The sequence below is a fragment of the Lentzea albida genome, from assembly GCF_900111005.1.
Taxonomy (GTDB): domain Bacteria; phylum Actinomycetota; class Actinomycetes; order Mycobacteriales; family Pseudonocardiaceae; genus Lentzea; species Lentzea albida.
The window spans coordinates 15791-29673 of record NZ_FOFV01000020.1; the positions used below are offsets into that span (position 1 = coordinate 15791).

The 13883-nt window shown below is 69.3% G+C and carries 12 protein-coding genes; 6 read left to right on the forward strand and 6 right to left on the reverse strand.

From position 1 onward, the window contains the following. Nucleotides 1-185 precede the first annotated feature (185 nt). Complete coding sequence (gene cei, locus BMY74_RS36220) at nucleotides 186-914, forward strand: envelope integrity protein Cei (RefSeq protein ID WP_281245031.1); 729 nt, start codon at nucleotides 186-188, stop codon at nucleotides 912-914. 284 nt (nucleotides 915-1198) lie between these two features. Here the strand turns inward: cei and BMY74_RS36225 are convergent, their stop codons facing one another. Further along, complete coding sequence (locus BMY74_RS36225) at nucleotides 1199-1993, reverse strand: inositol monophosphatase family protein (protein WP_089923960.1); 795 nt, start codon at nucleotides 1991-1993, stop codon at nucleotides 1199-1201. A gap of 105 nt (nucleotides 1994-2098) precedes the next feature. Here BMY74_RS36225 and ppgK point away from each other — a divergent pair, with 105 nt between their 5' ends. From ppgK to BMY74_RS46420, 3 genes are all read left to right on the forward strand, one after another. Continuing rightward, the gene (gene ppgK, locus BMY74_RS36230) at nucleotides 2099-2860 is read left to right on the forward strand and encodes a polyphosphate--glucose phosphotransferase (RefSeq protein WP_089923963.1); all 762 of its coding nucleotides are present in this window, start codon (nucleotides 2099-2101) and stop codon (nucleotides 2858-2860) included. A gap of 327 nt (nucleotides 2861-3187) precedes the next feature. Further along, complete coding sequence (locus tag BMY74_RS36235) at nucleotides 3188-4495, forward strand: RNA polymerase sigma factor (protein WP_089923967.1); 1308 nt, start codon at nucleotides 3188-3190, stop codon at nucleotides 4493-4495. 500 nt (nucleotides 4496-4995) lie between these two features. Next, a complete protein-coding gene (locus BMY74_RS46420) occupies nucleotides 4996-5175 on the forward strand; it encodes a DUF7455 domain-containing protein (RefSeq protein ID WP_231642793.1) in 180 nt (59 codons plus the stop codon). A 92-nt stretch (nucleotides 5176-5267) separates the two neighbouring features. Here BMY74_RS46420 and BMY74_RS36245 read toward each other — a convergent pair whose 3' ends face one another. From BMY74_RS36245 to BMY74_RS36260, 4 genes are all read right to left on the reverse strand, one after another. Further along, complete coding sequence (locus BMY74_RS36245; RefSeq protein WP_177230092.1) at nucleotides 5268-6422, reverse strand: ROK family transcriptional regulator; 1155 nt, start codon at nucleotides 6420-6422, stop codon at nucleotides 5268-5270. Between the two features lie 4 nt (nucleotides 6423-6426). After that, a complete protein-coding gene (locus BMY74_RS36250) occupies nucleotides 6427-7872 on the reverse strand; it encodes a sugar ABC transporter permease (RefSeq protein ID WP_089924377.1) in 1446 nt (481 codons plus the stop codon). A 20-nt stretch (nucleotides 7873-7892) separates the two neighbouring features. Further along, nucleotides 7893-8666 (reverse strand): ATP-binding cassette domain-containing protein, encoded by a 774-nt coding sequence (locus tag BMY74_RS36255; protein ID WP_089923972.1) that lies wholly within the window; start codon nucleotides 8664-8666, stop codon nucleotides 7893-7895. 78 nt (nucleotides 8667-8744) lie between these two features. Further along, nucleotides 8745-9869 (reverse strand): sugar ABC transporter substrate-binding protein, encoded by a 1125-nt coding sequence (locus BMY74_RS36260; RefSeq protein ID WP_089923974.1) that lies wholly within the window; start codon nucleotides 9867-9869, stop codon nucleotides 8745-8747. 246 nt (nucleotides 9870-10115) lie between these two features. On the opposite strand from BMY74_RS36260, the gene BMY74_RS36265 reads away from it, so the two are divergent. Continuing rightward, nucleotides 10116-10904 (forward strand): class I SAM-dependent methyltransferase, encoded by a 789-nt coding sequence (locus BMY74_RS36265; protein WP_089923978.1) that lies wholly within the window; start codon nucleotides 10116-10118, stop codon nucleotides 10902-10904. Here BMY74_RS36265 and BMY74_RS36270 read toward each other — a convergent pair whose 3' ends face one another. Then, nucleotides 10905-12590, reverse strand: a complete 1686-nt coding sequence (locus BMY74_RS36270; protein WP_245786549.1) for a DEAD/DEAH box helicase — start codon at nucleotides 12588-12590, stop codon at nucleotides 10905-10907. A 168-nt stretch (nucleotides 12591-12758) separates the two neighbouring features. Between BMY74_RS36270 and BMY74_RS36275 the strand changes: the two genes are divergently transcribed. Beyond that, nucleotides 12759-13871, forward strand: a complete 1113-nt coding sequence (locus BMY74_RS36275; protein WP_245786550.1) for a YihY/virulence factor BrkB family protein — start codon at nucleotides 12759-12761, stop codon at nucleotides 13869-13871. Nucleotides 13872-13883: the final 12 nt, after the last annotated feature.

A 13883-nucleotide genomic window follows, 5' to 3' on the forward strand; every position in this document is an offset into this window, starting at 1 on the left:
TCTACGCTGGACCGATAGGCTGTGCGGGAGCACATGTGTCTCGGCGTGCAACCTGACGCCAGGCCGGTACCGTCCTGACTGTGAGCAATGGGACCGGTGCAGTGGGTCACGCCCGTCAGGGCGCGCAGCAGCCGGGCAAGGCCTAGGCTGATCTCAGGGGACGGATCACGGGGAGGGCTTCGAACGTGGGATCCGCATCGGGGAGCTTGACGCCTTACAAGAGGCGTCGGCCCGTGCCCGCGCTCGTCCTGTTCGCGGTGCTGTTGGTCAGTTCCGTGTTCGTGTGGGTGAAGGTGCTCGGCAACGCAAGCGACGTGGACGCGGCCATCAAGTGCAACGCGCCCGGCAACGTGACGGCGTCCTCCACCGCCCCGGCGGGGGCCGACCCCGTGGCGGGCGAGACGCCGACGGCGCCCCCGCCCGCGCTGGGCACCGTCCTCGAGCACGACGCGCTCGACCGCACCGATCCGGTGCCGGTCGGCGACGTGAACTTCAAGGTCGTCAACGCCTCGACGCAGCGCAACCACGCCAAGGCCGTCGCGACGATGTTCACCGAGCTGGGCCTGAAGCAGGCGGCCGAGCCCGGCAACGACCCGGTCTACCCGGCGGGCGACATGACCTGCCGCGGCCAGCTGCGCTTCGGCGCGCCCGGCGCCTCGGCCGCCAGGACCCTGTCGCTGCTGGAGCCGTGCCTGGAGCTCGTGCGCGACGAGCGCCAGGACGCCACCGTCGACGTGGCGATCGGCAAGAAGTTCGACGAGGTCAAGCCCAACAGCAACGCCCGCAAGGTCCTCGACCAGCTCAGCGAGTGGGCGGCGCAGCAGCCGGATCAGCAGGGCGGGCAGGTGGCCGCGGCCACGCGTCCGACGCTCAACGCGGACAACCTGGCCGGGGCGCGCGAAGTCACCTGCTGACGTTCAAGTGCTGACGTTCAAGTGCTGACGTTCAACTAGGCGGGCAACCGCTTCCAATGGCTCGACTTTCTCGCGAGAACGGCGTCGCCCCTGGTGCAGGGGCGACGCCGTTCTCGCATGTCCGCGTCACGTTGCTGTCAATGTTGACTGGACAGGCCGCGAATCAACGTTGACTGGACGGGACCGGCGTCAACATCCCCGTCAACATCGACTCATTCGTCAACCTCGACTCGGCCGTCAACGTTGATTCCGCCGTCAACGTCGAATCAACGTTGATCCGAGCCTCAGACCTTGCCGAAACCGCACTCCGCCAGTGCGCCGTACATGGCGTCGGCGATGCCGGGCGCGGCGGCGAACGTCGCGTCCTCCCCCAGCTCGGGCGACGACCCCGGCAGCCGCACGACCGCACCGGCCTCCGCGGCGATCAGCCCGCCGGCCGCCCAGTCCCAGCGGCCGAGCCCGTGCTCGGCGTACGCGTCGAGCCGGCCGGACGCCACCGAGCACAGGTCGAGCGACGCCGCGCCGGCCCGGCGGAGGTCGCGCACCCGCGTGGCCATGCCCGCCCACGTGTCGGCCTGCCGCTGCCGGCGCTCCGGCCGGTACGCGAAGCCGTAGCCGAGCAATGACAACGACAGGTCGGTCGTCGCGGACACGCCCAGCGGGACGCCGTCGAGGAACGAGCCGTACCCGCGCGCGGCGGTCCACATGCGGCCGGTCGCCGGTTCGAACACGGCGCCCGCGACGGACTCGCCGTCGAGCTGCGCCGCGATCGACACCGAGTACCAGGGGATGCCGTAGAGGTAGTTGACGGTGCCGTCGATGGGGTCGACGACCCACGTCAGGCCCTCGACGACCGTGCCGCCCTCCTCTTCTCCGAGCACGGGCTCGCCGGGCCGCAACTCGGACAGACGCGTCCGGACGAGTTGTTCCGAGGCGCGGTCCGCGGCGGTGACCACGTCCGTCGAGGTGCTCTTGGTGTCGAACGAGACGACGGCGGAAGCGCGCATGCGCTGAACAAGAGCGCCCGCTTCCCGTCCGATGGCCGTCGCGATGTCTACGAGTGGCCGGGGATCGAACACGACCGGTTCCCTCCTGCGTCACTAGCACGGGACTATCGGACGACGTCAGGCTAGTGTCTGCGCACCACGGTTACTGAATCGAACGAGTAGGAAGGACCACGGGGAATGGGCATCACCCGCGGGTTCGGTGTGGACATCGGCGGCTCCGGCGTCAAGGGCGGACTGGTCGACCTCGGGGCAGGAGCACTGGACGGCGAACGCTTGCGGATCCCCACGCCCCAGCCTTCGACACCGGAGGCGGTGGCGGAGGTGGTCGCGGAGATCGTCGAGAAGTTCCAGTGGGACGGCCCCGTCGGCATCACGCTCCCGTGCGTGGTCAAGCACGGTGTGGCACTCAGCGCGGCGAACGTCGACAAGGGCTGGATCAACTGCGACGCGCAGACACTCTTCGCCCAGCGCCTCAAGCGCAGGCCCGAGGACATCGTCGTGATGAACGACGCGGACGCGGCCGGCATCGCGGAGATGTCGTTCGGCGCGGGCGTCGGCAAGAACGGGACCGTGGTGCTGCTGACGTTCGGCACGGGCATCGGCAGCGCGGTGTTCCTCGACGGCAAGCTGGTCCCGAACACCGAGTTCGGCCACCTGCAGGTCGACGGGCACGACGCGGAGAAGCGCGCGGCCGCCTCCGTGAAGGAGGAGAAGGACCTGTCCTGGGAGGAGTGGACGCCCAGGGTCTCGCGCTACATCAGCGTGCTGGAGGACCTCATCTGGCCCGACCTCGTCATCGCGGGCGGCGGCGTGAGCAAGAAGGCGCACAAGTGGTTGCCGTTGCTCGAGGTGCGCACGGAAGTGGTCGCGGCCGCGCTGAAGAACGACGCCGGCATCGTGGGCGCGGCCTGGGCCGCCGCACACGGCGTCAGGCCCTAGTGCGGTGACCACGATCCTCACCGGGTTCCGCACGGCCCAGGTGGACGCCTCGTGGTAGCACCCCTGACCGTGCACGACCCGGTGAGGGTGCAGTGGTCACCGCGCTGGAGAAGCGTTCGACACCGAAACGTGTCCGACTCGATCTAGCTGCGAAAACGCAGGTGAGCGCGCCTCGAAGCACCTCGGGGCGCAACACCGCGTCACCGACGTCGTTACAATGGAACGCACACCCGCCGGGCAAGATCGGCGGGGAGATCCCCTGAACTCTGGCGACCGAGGTTTCGCGCCCTCTGGTCCGCCTTGAACGACCGTCGCGAAAGGGCGTACGTGGCAGCCGCAGAAACCGCAACCCGACGCTCCAGCTCCGCCGCGAGCGCCGCCAAGACGACCAAGGCGACCGCGGCCGGCGAGGCCGAGGAGAAGCCGAAGCGCAAGACGACTGCGGCAGCGAAGAAGCCCGCCGCCGCCAAGGCCCCGCGCAAGACGGCCGGCAAGGCCGATCCTGCCGCGAAGGGCGCCGGCAAGCCCGGCGAGGACCCCGAGGACATGGAAGGCGCTCCCGGCGCCGAGGACCTGGAGGACGTCGAGATCGTCGACGAGCCGGTCGTCGACGAGCCGGAGGAGGCGGAGGACCCCAAGAACGAGGGTGACTTCGTCTGGGACGAGGAGGAGTCCGAGGCCCTGCGCCAGGCGCGCAAGGACGCGGAGCTCACCGCCTCGGCCGACTCCGTTCGCGCCTACCTCAAGCAGATCGGCAAGGTCGCCCTCCTCAACGCCGAGGAGGAGGTCGAGCTCGCCAAGCGCATCGAGGCGGGTCTCTACGCCGCCGAGCGCGTGCGCCGCTCCGAGGAGGAAGCGGAGAAGCTCACGCCGCAGCTGCGCCGCGACCTGCGCTGGATCGTCCGCGACGGCGAGCGCGCCAAGAACCACCTGCTCGAGGCGAACCTCCGCCTCGTCGTGTCGCTGGCCAAGCGCTACACCGGCCGCGGCATGGCGTTCCTGGACCTGATCCAGGAGGGCAACCTGGGTCTGATCCGCGCGGTGGAGAAGTTCGACTACACCAAGGGCTACAAGTTCTCGACGTACGCCACCTGGTGGATCCGTCAGGCGATCACCCGCGCGATGGCCGACCAGGCCCGCACCATCCGCATCCCGGTGCACATGGTCGAGGTCATCAACAAGCTCGGTCGCATCCAGCGCGAACTGCTCCAGGACCTGGGCCGCGAGCCCACCCCGGAGGAGCTCGCCAAGGAAATGGACATCACGCCCGAGAAGGTGCTGGAGATCCAGCAGTACGCGCGTGAGCCCATCTCGCTGGACCAGACGATCGGCGACGAGGGCGACAGCCAGCTCGGCGACTTCATCGAGGACTCCGAGGCCGTCGTCGCGGTCGACGCCGTCTCGTTCACGTTGCTGCAGGACCAGTTGCAGTCCGTGCTCGCGACGCTGTCCGAGCGCGAGGCCGGTGTCGTGCGGCTCCGCTTCGGTCTCACCGACGGCCAGCCGCGCACGCTGGACGAGATCGGTCAGGTCTACGGCGTCACGCGTGAGCGCATCCGCCAGATCGAGTCCAAGACGATGTCGAAGCTGCGTCACCCGTCCCGTTCGCAGGTTCTGCGGGACTACCTCGACTAGGTCTTACCGAGTCATACGCACACGGCCCCGCACCGGTTCGGTGCGGGGCCGTCGTGTTTTCGGAAAACGGACAAAAGTGGTGAGCGGGGCGCCGTTCACGCACAGCGAAATCGGACTTCGATCACGGTCCCGCGTCCGAATCGTGGGACGTTCGTGACCTGTTCGCTGCGGGCGTACAAGCGCAACCGATATCACACTCCCGGTGGCACGCAACCGACCGAACGGCCTGAACATGCTGCTCCACCAGCGGGTTTCCGGTTGCGCAGCGTGCGTGTCAAGACGGTGAACCGGTGGCGAACGCAGGTGTAAGCCTGCTGCAGCCGGGTAAATCGCATAGTGACGCGAGTCGCCACGTACACGGGAACACTGACTATCACCGAAACGTCTGTCAGAGTGGAGCCAGCGAGCACCGCGCACCAATCCAGGGGCGCTGTGGTCGCAGCTTGGTAAGAGGGCACCGGGACACTTCGTTCCGTTGCTGGGACGGAGGGAGATTCATCATGACTGCAGCACTCACCCGCCCCGAGTTGACCGCTGCCGACCGCTGCGACCGCTGCGGGGCTGCTGCCCAGGTTCGCGCCTTGCTCCCGTCCGGGGGCGAGCTGCTGTTCTGCGGGCACCACGCTCGCGCGCACAGTGAGAAGTTGCGCGAACTCGCTGCTGAGATTCAGCAGGGCTGACTTCCACCCCACCTAGCCGCTCGGGGCGGAGATCCGCGAGGATCTCCGCCCCCTTCGCTTCTCCGGGGTGTTCCGGGCCGTCCAGGGGCCTTCTAGAGGGTCTCGAGGACCGGTTCGAAGGCCAGTTCCGCGGCGCCGACGAGCTTCGCGTCGCGGCCCAGGGGTGACGTCACGACCTGGGTCCCGCCGACCGCCCGGGAGACGAGACTGCGCTGCTGCACGGCCGAGCTCACCGCGTCCACGACGGACGCCGGCAGCGCCGTGTAGAGGTCGCCCAGCACCACCAGTTCGGGGCCGAGGACGTTGACGATGTTCGCGAGCCCCAGGGAGAGCCAGCCGGAGAACTCGTCGAGCACCGACGGGTCGTCCAACGCCCGCAGCGCCGCCACCACGGCACCCCGCGGTGCGTCGTCGGGAAGGCTCAGCGCCCGGCACAGCGCCGGTTCGCCCACCTCGGTCTCCCAGCAGCCGTCGCAGCCGCAGTAGCAGCGCCGTCCGCGCGGGTTGACCACCATGTGCCCGAGCTCGCCGACGTAGCCGCCGGAGCCGCGCAACGGCTGCCCGGACAGGATCACTCCCCCGCCGACGCCGACGTCCGCGGAGATGTAGACCATGTCCGAGGACTCCCGCGCGGCACCGCGGACGTGTTCGGCGAGAGCGCCGAGCTCCGCGTCGTTGCCGACCTGGACCGGCAGCTTCAGCACCGCTTCCAGGCGCTTGCCGAGCGCCACCCCGGTCCAGTGCAGGTTGGGTGCCTCGTGGACGTGCCCGTCGGCGCGCCGCACGACGCCGGGCACCGAGATGCCCACCCCGACCGCGGTGGCGTCGAGGTCGTCGGCCATGAGGCGCGCCGACTCGACGATGTGCGTGATGACCTCCCCCGGATCACGCGTCCGGTGCAGGTTCCAGCTGTCCCGCCCGAGGATCTCCCCACCGAGGCCGACGAACCCCATCGCCACGTGCTCCACGCGCACGTCGATCGCGATGACGACGGCGGCGTGCGGCTGGGGCAGCACCAGGAGGGACGGGCGGCCCGCTCCGCTGCGCAGAGCGGGCACGCGTTCGGCGACCACACCGGCTTCGGCGAGGCCGTCCACCAGGGCCTTGATCGTGCTGCGGTTGAGGCCGAGCTCAGCCGCGAGCGACGCCCTGGTGGACGGTCCGTCGACGTGCAGGCGGCGCAGCAGCGCCGTCCTGTTGTGCCTGCGGATCTCGTCGGGACGGGTGCCGGACGTGGGACCGGTCACCGCGTCATCGAGCCGCGGTGGCCGCCCGGCGGCGGGACAACGCGTCGACGCTCGCGGCGAGCAGCAGGACCAGACCGGTCACGATGAACACGACGGCGGCGGGCTGGCGGAGCAGGCCCATGCCGTTCTGGATGATCGCGAGCACCGCGCCACCGATCACCGCGTCGCGCAGGCGGCCCTTGCCACCGAACAGCGACGTGCCACCGATGACGGCCGCACCGACCGACAGCAGCAGCGTGTTGCCGCCACCGGCGTTCGGGTCGACCGAGCCGACCTTGGACGAGTACACGATGGCGCCGATCGCGGCCGCCGCGGAGGCGATCACGAACACGCTCATGCGGATGCGCTCGACGTTGATACCGGCGCGGCGAGCCGCTTCCTTGTTGCCGCCCACCGCGTAGATGTGGCGGCCGTAGGAGGTGCGGTCGAGCACGAACGTGCCGACCACCAGCAGCACCAGCACGAGCGGCACCACGTAGGGCACGCCCTCGATGACGATCAGGTTGCTCGGCGCCCGGTTCAGCGACAGCGCGTAGGTGATGACCGCGGCCAGCACCGCGAGGGCGCCGATCTTGCCCAGCACCAGCGAGGTCGGCTGGGCCACGAGACCCTTGCGCAGGCGGGAGAAGTGCCGGTTGAGCACGATCGCCGCGTAGCCGCCGACCGCGATGACGAACAGCGCCCAGGAGCCCACGAAGTTCAGGTTGCCGTTGGCGACGTTGAAGATCGTGTCGTCGCGCAGGCCGAGCGTGCCGCCCTGCCCGATGAGCTGCAGGACGACACCGCCCCACACGAGGAAGAACGCCAGGGTCACGACGAACGACGGGATGCCGACCTTGGCGACCAGGAAGCCCGTGATGGTGCCGATGGCCGCGCCGACGCAGACCGCGAGCAGCATCTCGAGCCACGCGTTCGCGGGGATGCCGACGGCGGCGATGACCAGGGCGACGGCCGACAGGGCCACACCCGCCCAGACCTTCATCACCGCGCCGAGCACGATCGCCAGCACGAGCAGGCCGCAGAACACGTAGAAGACCGTGTCGCCCATGCCGCCGAGCAGGTTGCCGTTGTGGATCAGGTGCAGAGCCATCACCGCGGCCGTCACACCGGACGCGGTACCGGCCGACAGGTCGATCTCGCCGAGCAGCAGCACGAACACCAGGCCCATCGCGATGATGGTGATGCTGGCGCCCTGCTGGAGCAGGTTCGCGAGGTTGCCGAGGGTGAAGAACGTGTCGGACAACGACGAGAACACGATCAGCAGCACGACGATGCCGAGCAGCGCGGGCAGCGAGCCGAGCTCACCGCCGCGGACCCTGGCCCAGTAGTCGCGGACGGCCTCGCTGGTGGACTGCGAGGTCGTGTCGATGCCGAAGTCGGAGATCGCGCCCTGTGGCTGAGGGGTGTCGTGGTCGTGCGTGTGCTCGTGCGCTTCGGTGGTGTCGGTCATGCTCGCCTCTTCGGAACTCATCAGATCGTCGCCGCCTCGGGGCGGGCGATGCCCAGGTCACCGGAACGCCCGGCGGTGATCAGCTCGACCACCTGGCCGTGCGTGACGTCCTTGGTCGACACGACCGCGGCCATGCGTCCGAGGTAGAGGCACGCGATCTTGTCCGCGACCTCGAAGACGTCGTTCATGTTGTGGCTGATCAGGACGACGCCCAGGCCCTGCTCCGCGAGCCGGCGGACCAGGTCGAGCACCTGCCGGGTCTGTGCGACGCCGAGGGCGGCGGTGGGCTCGTCGAGCAGCACGACCTTGCTGTTCCACAGCACGGCCTTGGCGATCGCGACGGTCTGGCGCTGGCCACCGGACAGCGAGGAGACCTGCGTGCGCACCGACTTCACCGTGCGCACCGACAGCGAGGCCAGCGTCTTGCGCGCGGCCTGCTCCATGTCGGTCTCGTCCAGCAGGCCCGCCTTGGTGCGCTCGCGGCCGAGGAACATGTTCTGGACGATGTCCAGGTTGTCGGCCAGCGCGAGGTCCTGGTAGACGACCTCGATGCCGAGCTCCGCGGCGTCGCGGGGACCCTTGATGTGGACGGGCTCACCGTTGAAAAGGACCTCACCGGAGTCGGTGGGGTGGATGCCCGCGATGCACTTGACCAGCGTCGACTTGCCCGCGCCGTTGTCGCCGACGAGGGCGGTGACCTCGCCGGGGTTGACGTCGAGGTCGATGTCGTGCAGGACGTGCACGGGACCGAAGCTCTTGTTGATGCCGCGCAGCTCGAGAATCGGCTCGCTCACTGGGATTCCTCCGTGGTTACCACGCGGCGAGAGGCGGGGTGCGGCCGAGACCGCACCCCGCCCTCGTCGCGAGCGGTCCTACTTGATGCCGAGCTCGGTGCAGGCGGCCTGGGTGTCGGCCACGCAGATCTCCGAGGCCTTGACGAAGCCAGCGTCGACCACGGACTTGACCTTGTCCTTGGTGATCAGCTGGGCGGACAGCAGGACGGACTTGACCTTGCGGTTGCCCTTGCTGTCGTCCGTCGAGCCGGACGCGAGGGCGTCGGCGGCGGCGGTGTCACCCTTGGCGAGGGCGCCGGCCAGCTTGGCGGCGGCCTCGGCCTCGTCCTTGATCGGCTTGAAGACGGTCATGTACTGGTCACCGCGGAGCACGGCCTGCAGGCCGTCCGGGGTGGCGTCCTGACCGGTGACCGGGACCTTGCCGTTCAGGCCGACCTTCTTGAGGACGGTGATCACGGCGCCGGCGAGGCCGTCGTTCGCGGCGACGACGCCGTCGACCTTGCCGCCGTTGGAGGTCAGGATCTGCTCGAAGACCTGGCCACCCTTCTGGTTGTCCCAGTTGTCGATCGGCTGGGACTGGACCAGCTTGAGCTTGCCCGAGTCGTAGAGCGGCTGCAGGACCTTCTTCTGGCCCTGCGTGAAGAGCGTCGCGTTGTTGTCCGTCGGCGCGCCCTCGATCTCGATGACCTGGGAGCCCTGCGGCTTGTCCTTCATGGCGTCGGCCAGACCCTGGCCCTGCAGCTCGCCGACCTTCACGTTGTCGAACGACACGTAGTAGGACGAGGAGCCACCGGTGTTCAGGCGGTCGTAGTCGATGACCTGGATGCCCTGGGCCTGCGCCTTCTTGGCGACGGACGCACCGACCTCGCTGTTGGGCGTGGCGATGATCAGGACCTTGACGCCGGCGTTGATCATGCCGTCGGCCAGGGTGCTGAACTTCTGCACGTCGCCCTGGGCGTTCTGGATGTCGGGGCTGAGACCCTCGGCCTTCAGAGCGGCCTCGAGGAGGGGCTTGTCGAAGCCCTCCCAGCGAGCCGAGGACGCGGTCTCGGGCAGGATCACGCCGACCTTCGCGCCCGTGCCGCTGCCAGAGTTCGTTTCAGAGGTTCCTCCGGTGCCGGAGGAGGAGTTGGCGCCGCATGCCGAAACCGCCAGGGCGAGGCCCGCGGTCACGGCGATGGAAGCGAGAGTCTTGCTGCGCATCCGCCATCCCTTTCACTGCGCTGTGTCACAGAGAATGTTGTGGCGCACAACGTATGCCCGACATATGCGTGACCGGAACCACACTGAATCGATTAAGTCGCAACGATGCGGTAACCGTGGCGAAATATGGTCACGGAGAGTCGTGAGAGCGTTACCACCGAGCTACCGATTACAACGGCATCATCTCGGCCTCCGCTCGCGGCGAACACTCGCCGGTCACCTCCCGGACATCCCTAGGTTGGGTGCATGACCGTCGACAAGGAAGCCGCCGAAAGGCTGGCGAGCTCGTTCGGCGCCGAGGCAGCGCGGTACGACCGCACGCGACCGCCCTACCCGGAGGAGTTGATCGGCAGGATCGTCACCGCGAGCCCCGGCCCGCGGGTGGTCGAGGTGGGATGCGGCACCGGCGTGCTGTCCCGGCAGCTGCGGCAGGCCGGACTGGACGTCCTCGGCGTCGAGCACGACGAGCGGATGGCGGGGTTCGCCCGCGGCACCGGCGTGGCCGTCGAGGTGGCGAAGTTCGAGGACTGGGACCCGGCCGGCCGCGAGTTCGACGCCGTCGTCGCCGGGCAGTCGTGGCACTGGGTGGACGCGGAGGAGGGCCCCCGCCAGGCCGCACGGGTGCTGCGGCCCGGTGGCGTGTTCGTGGGACTCTGGCACGTGTTCGGGACGCCGGAACCGATCGCCGACGCCTACGTCGCGGCCTATGCCAAGGTGACGCCGCGGATGCCCTACCGCGTCGGCCACTCCTACGACGAGGCGTTCGAGTCCTACCAGGCGGGCTGCGTGCGCACCGGCGAGGCGTTCGCCGCCACCGGGGCGTTCTCGCACGCCGAACACTGGCGGGCGGACTGGGAACGGGCCTACACGACCACCGAGTACCTCGACCTGATGCGCACCATGAGCCCGATGGCCCTGCTCAGCGCCGAGCAGGGCACCGAACTGCTCGCCGGCGTCGGCCGCGCGATCGACGCGATCGGCGGCGGGTTCACGGCGCGCTACAGCACGCTGGCCGTCGCCGTCACCCGCACCTGACTACCAGGAACGCAGCGTCGCGATCCGTTCCTCGAGCTGCTCGATGGTGGCCATCGCCGTGGGCGGGCCGCCGCAGTACTCGCGCAGCTGGTTGTGGATCTTGCCGTGCGGCTTCTTCGTGCGGTGGTGGTGCATCGCGACGAGGGTGTTGAGCTCCTTGCGCAGCGACGTGAGACGTTCCTGCACGCCCACGGGCCGTGCCTCGCGCACGGGGGCCTCGGGCTTGGGGCGCTTGGCCGCGAGCGCCATCTGCTCCTCCTGCCGCTGCAGCAGCAGGGTGCGCACCTGGTCGGGTTCGAGCAGACCGGGCAGGCCGAGGTACTCCTGCTCCTCCTCCGAACCCGCGTGGGTCGGCGCGCCGAACGACGAGCCGTCGTAGATGACCTGGTCGAGCTCGGCGGTGGTGCCCAGGGCCGTGAAGGCGCGTTCGTCCTCGCCCGGTTCGTCCTTGGCCTGGTTCGCCGCGGCCATGAGCTCGTCGTCCCAGCCGTCCTTCTCGCGGTGCGGCTTGCCCAGGACGTGGTCGCGCTCCGCCTCCAGCTCCGACGCGAGCTGCAGCAGCACCGGCACCGACGGCAGGAACACCGTCGCGGTCTCGCCGGGCTTCCGGTTGCGCACGAAGCGGCCGATGGCCTGGGCGAAGAACAGCGGGGTCGACGACGACGTCGCATACACGCCGACGGCGAGGCGCGGCACGTCGACGCCCTCGGACACCATGCGGACCGCGATCATCCAGCGCTCGTTCGTCGCGGAGAACTCGGCGATCCTGCCGGACGCCTTCGGGTCGTCGGACAGAACGAGCGTGGGGACCTGGCCCGTGACGCGTTCGAGCACCTGCGCGTAGGCCTTGGCGACGGTCTGGTCGGTCGCGATCACCAGCCCGCCCGCGTCCGGCAGGCCGTTCTGGCGCTTCTGCGTCAGCCGCTGGTCGGCGGCGCGCAGCACCGAGGCCATCCAGTCGCCGGCCGGGTCGAGGGCCGTGCGCCACGCCCGCGCGGTCTGCTCCTGCGTCAGCGGCTCGCCCAGCCGTGCGGTGTACTCCTCGCCCGCGCTGGTCCGCCACGAAGCCTCGCCCGAGTACGCCAGGAACAGCACGGGCCGGACGACGCCGTCGCGCAGCGCGTCGGAGTAGCCGTAGGTGTGGTCCGCCTTCGACGTCTTGAAGCCGCCGTTGCTCTCCTCGTACTGCACGAACGGGATCGGCGAGTCGTCGGACCGGAACGGCGTGCCGGTGAGGCACAGGCGGCGCACGGCGGGCGTGAAGGCCTCGCGGATCGCGTCACCCCACGACTTCGCGTCACCGCCGTGGTGGATCTCGTCCAGCAGCACGAGCGTCTTGCGGTTCTCGGTGCGCACGCGGTGCAGCGTCGGGTGGGCGGCGACCTGTGCGTACGTGACCGCGACACCGTGGTAGTCGCGGGAGGTCATCGCGTTGGTGTTGCGGAAGTTCGAGTCGATGTGGATGCCCTGCTCGGCGGCGGCCTTCGCCCACTGGTGCTTGAGGTGCTCCGTGGGCGTGACGATCGTGACGGCCTCGATCGTCCGGTCGGCCAGCAGTTCGGCGGCGACGCGGAGCCCGAAGGTCGTCTTGCCCGCTCCGGGCGTCGCGACGGCGAGGAAGTCCTGAGGCTTGGCGGCGAGGTACTTGGTCAGCGCGCGGCGCTGCCAGGCTCGCAGCGGTCGCATCGCGGCCGGCGTTGCTGCTGGCGCTGTCACAGGCGTGTTTCTCCTCATTTGTGCAGGTCAGACATAGCAATACCCTCAGGCGGACGAGGGCCGAGGGCACCGCGACTCTACCTGTTCCGGGCGTCGATGCCGCGAAACGTGGCGGTATGCACCATGCTTGTCACTGCGATGGGTTCGCCTTCCGACAACGACGCACCACGCAGGTCCGGCCGCAAGGGGCCGCTGCGTCTACTCGCGCGCACGCTGTCGAAGGCGTGGCAGGGCAACATCTTCTCAGAAGCGGCCGAGGCCGCGTTCTGGCAGACGCTGTCGTTCCCGCCACTGCTGCTCGGCGTGCTCGGCTCGATGGGCTGGATCGGCACGTGGTTCGGCCCGGAGATCGTCCTGTCCGTCCAGGAGAAGATCATCGGGTTCACCCGGACGATCTTCAGCGCGGACGTCGTCAACGGCGTGATCGCGCCGACGGTCGCGGAGATCCTCTCCACCGGCAAGGGCGAGATCGTGTCGATCGGCTTTCTGATCTCGCTGTGGGCGGGCTCGTCGGCCATGTCGTCGTTCGTCGACGCGATCACGGTCGCCCACGGCCAGTACGGCGTGCGCAACGAGCTGTGGCAGCGCATCTTCGCCCTGCTGCTCTACATGGTGTCGCTGGTCGCACTGGTGGTCGGCCTGCCGGTCCTGGCGCTCGGCCCGGACGTCCTGCCGCAGTTCTTCCCCACGACCTGGCAGCCGTACATCGAGACGTGGGTCGGGCGTTTCTACTACCCCGGCGTCGGACTGCTGCTCGTGCTGTCGCTGTCGCTGCTCTACAAGGTCGCCCTGCCGCGCAGGCTGCCCTACCACCGCGTCCTGCCGGGCGCGTTCCTCGCGATGGCCGTGTTCATCCTGTCGTCCATCGGCCTGCGCCTGTACATCCAGTGGATCACCACCACCGGCTACACCTACGGCGCGCTCGCGACGCCGATCGCGTTCCTGCTGTTCGTGTTCTTCATCGGCCTGGCGATCACGATCGGCGCGTACTTCAACAGCGCCGTCCAGGACATGTGGCCCGCCCGCATGACCCGCCGCCAGCGCCGCCGCTGGCGCAGGCTCGAGATGGAGCGCGCCGCGTCCCGCATCCGCGAGGAGGCCGCGCAGCCGCGCGAGACGTCCGAAGAGACGTCACAGCGGGAGCCGAACAACGGCTACTCGGCGCCGTCCCCCGCGGACACGCAGCTCACGACGCCGCTGCGGATCCAGGACCAGCGCCCGCACTCGGAAGAGGAGAAGCAGCGGGGGTAGCCGGAGCCACCC

Coding starts and splice junctions, on each gene's coding strand:
- BMY74_RS36265 (WP_089923978.1), top strand. CDS start 10,116: ATGACCGTCGACAAGGAAGCCGCCGAAAGGCTGGCGAGCTCGTTCGGC.
- BMY74_RS46420 (WP_231642793.1), top strand. CDS start 4,996: ATGACTGCAGCACTCACCCGCCCCGAGTTGACCGCTGCCGACCGCTGC.
- BMY74_RS36250 (WP_089924377.1), bottom strand. CDS start 7,872: ATGACCGACACCACCGAAGCGCACGAGCACACGCACGACCACGACACC.
- BMY74_RS36260 (WP_089923974.1), bottom strand. CDS start 9,869: ATGCGCAGCAAGACTCTCGCTTCCATCGCCGTGACCGCGGGCCTCGCC.
- ppgK (WP_089923963.1), top strand. CDS start 2,099: ATGGGCATCACCCGCGGGTTCGGTGTGGACATCGGCGGCTCCGGCGTC.
- BMY74_RS36270 (WP_245786549.1), bottom strand. CDS start 12,590: ATGCGACCGCTGCGAGCCTGGCAGCGCCGCGCGCTGACCAAGTACCTC.
- BMY74_RS36275 (WP_245786550.1), top strand. CDS start 12,759: ATGGGTTCGCCTTCCGACAACGACGCACCACGCAGGTCCGGCCGCAAG.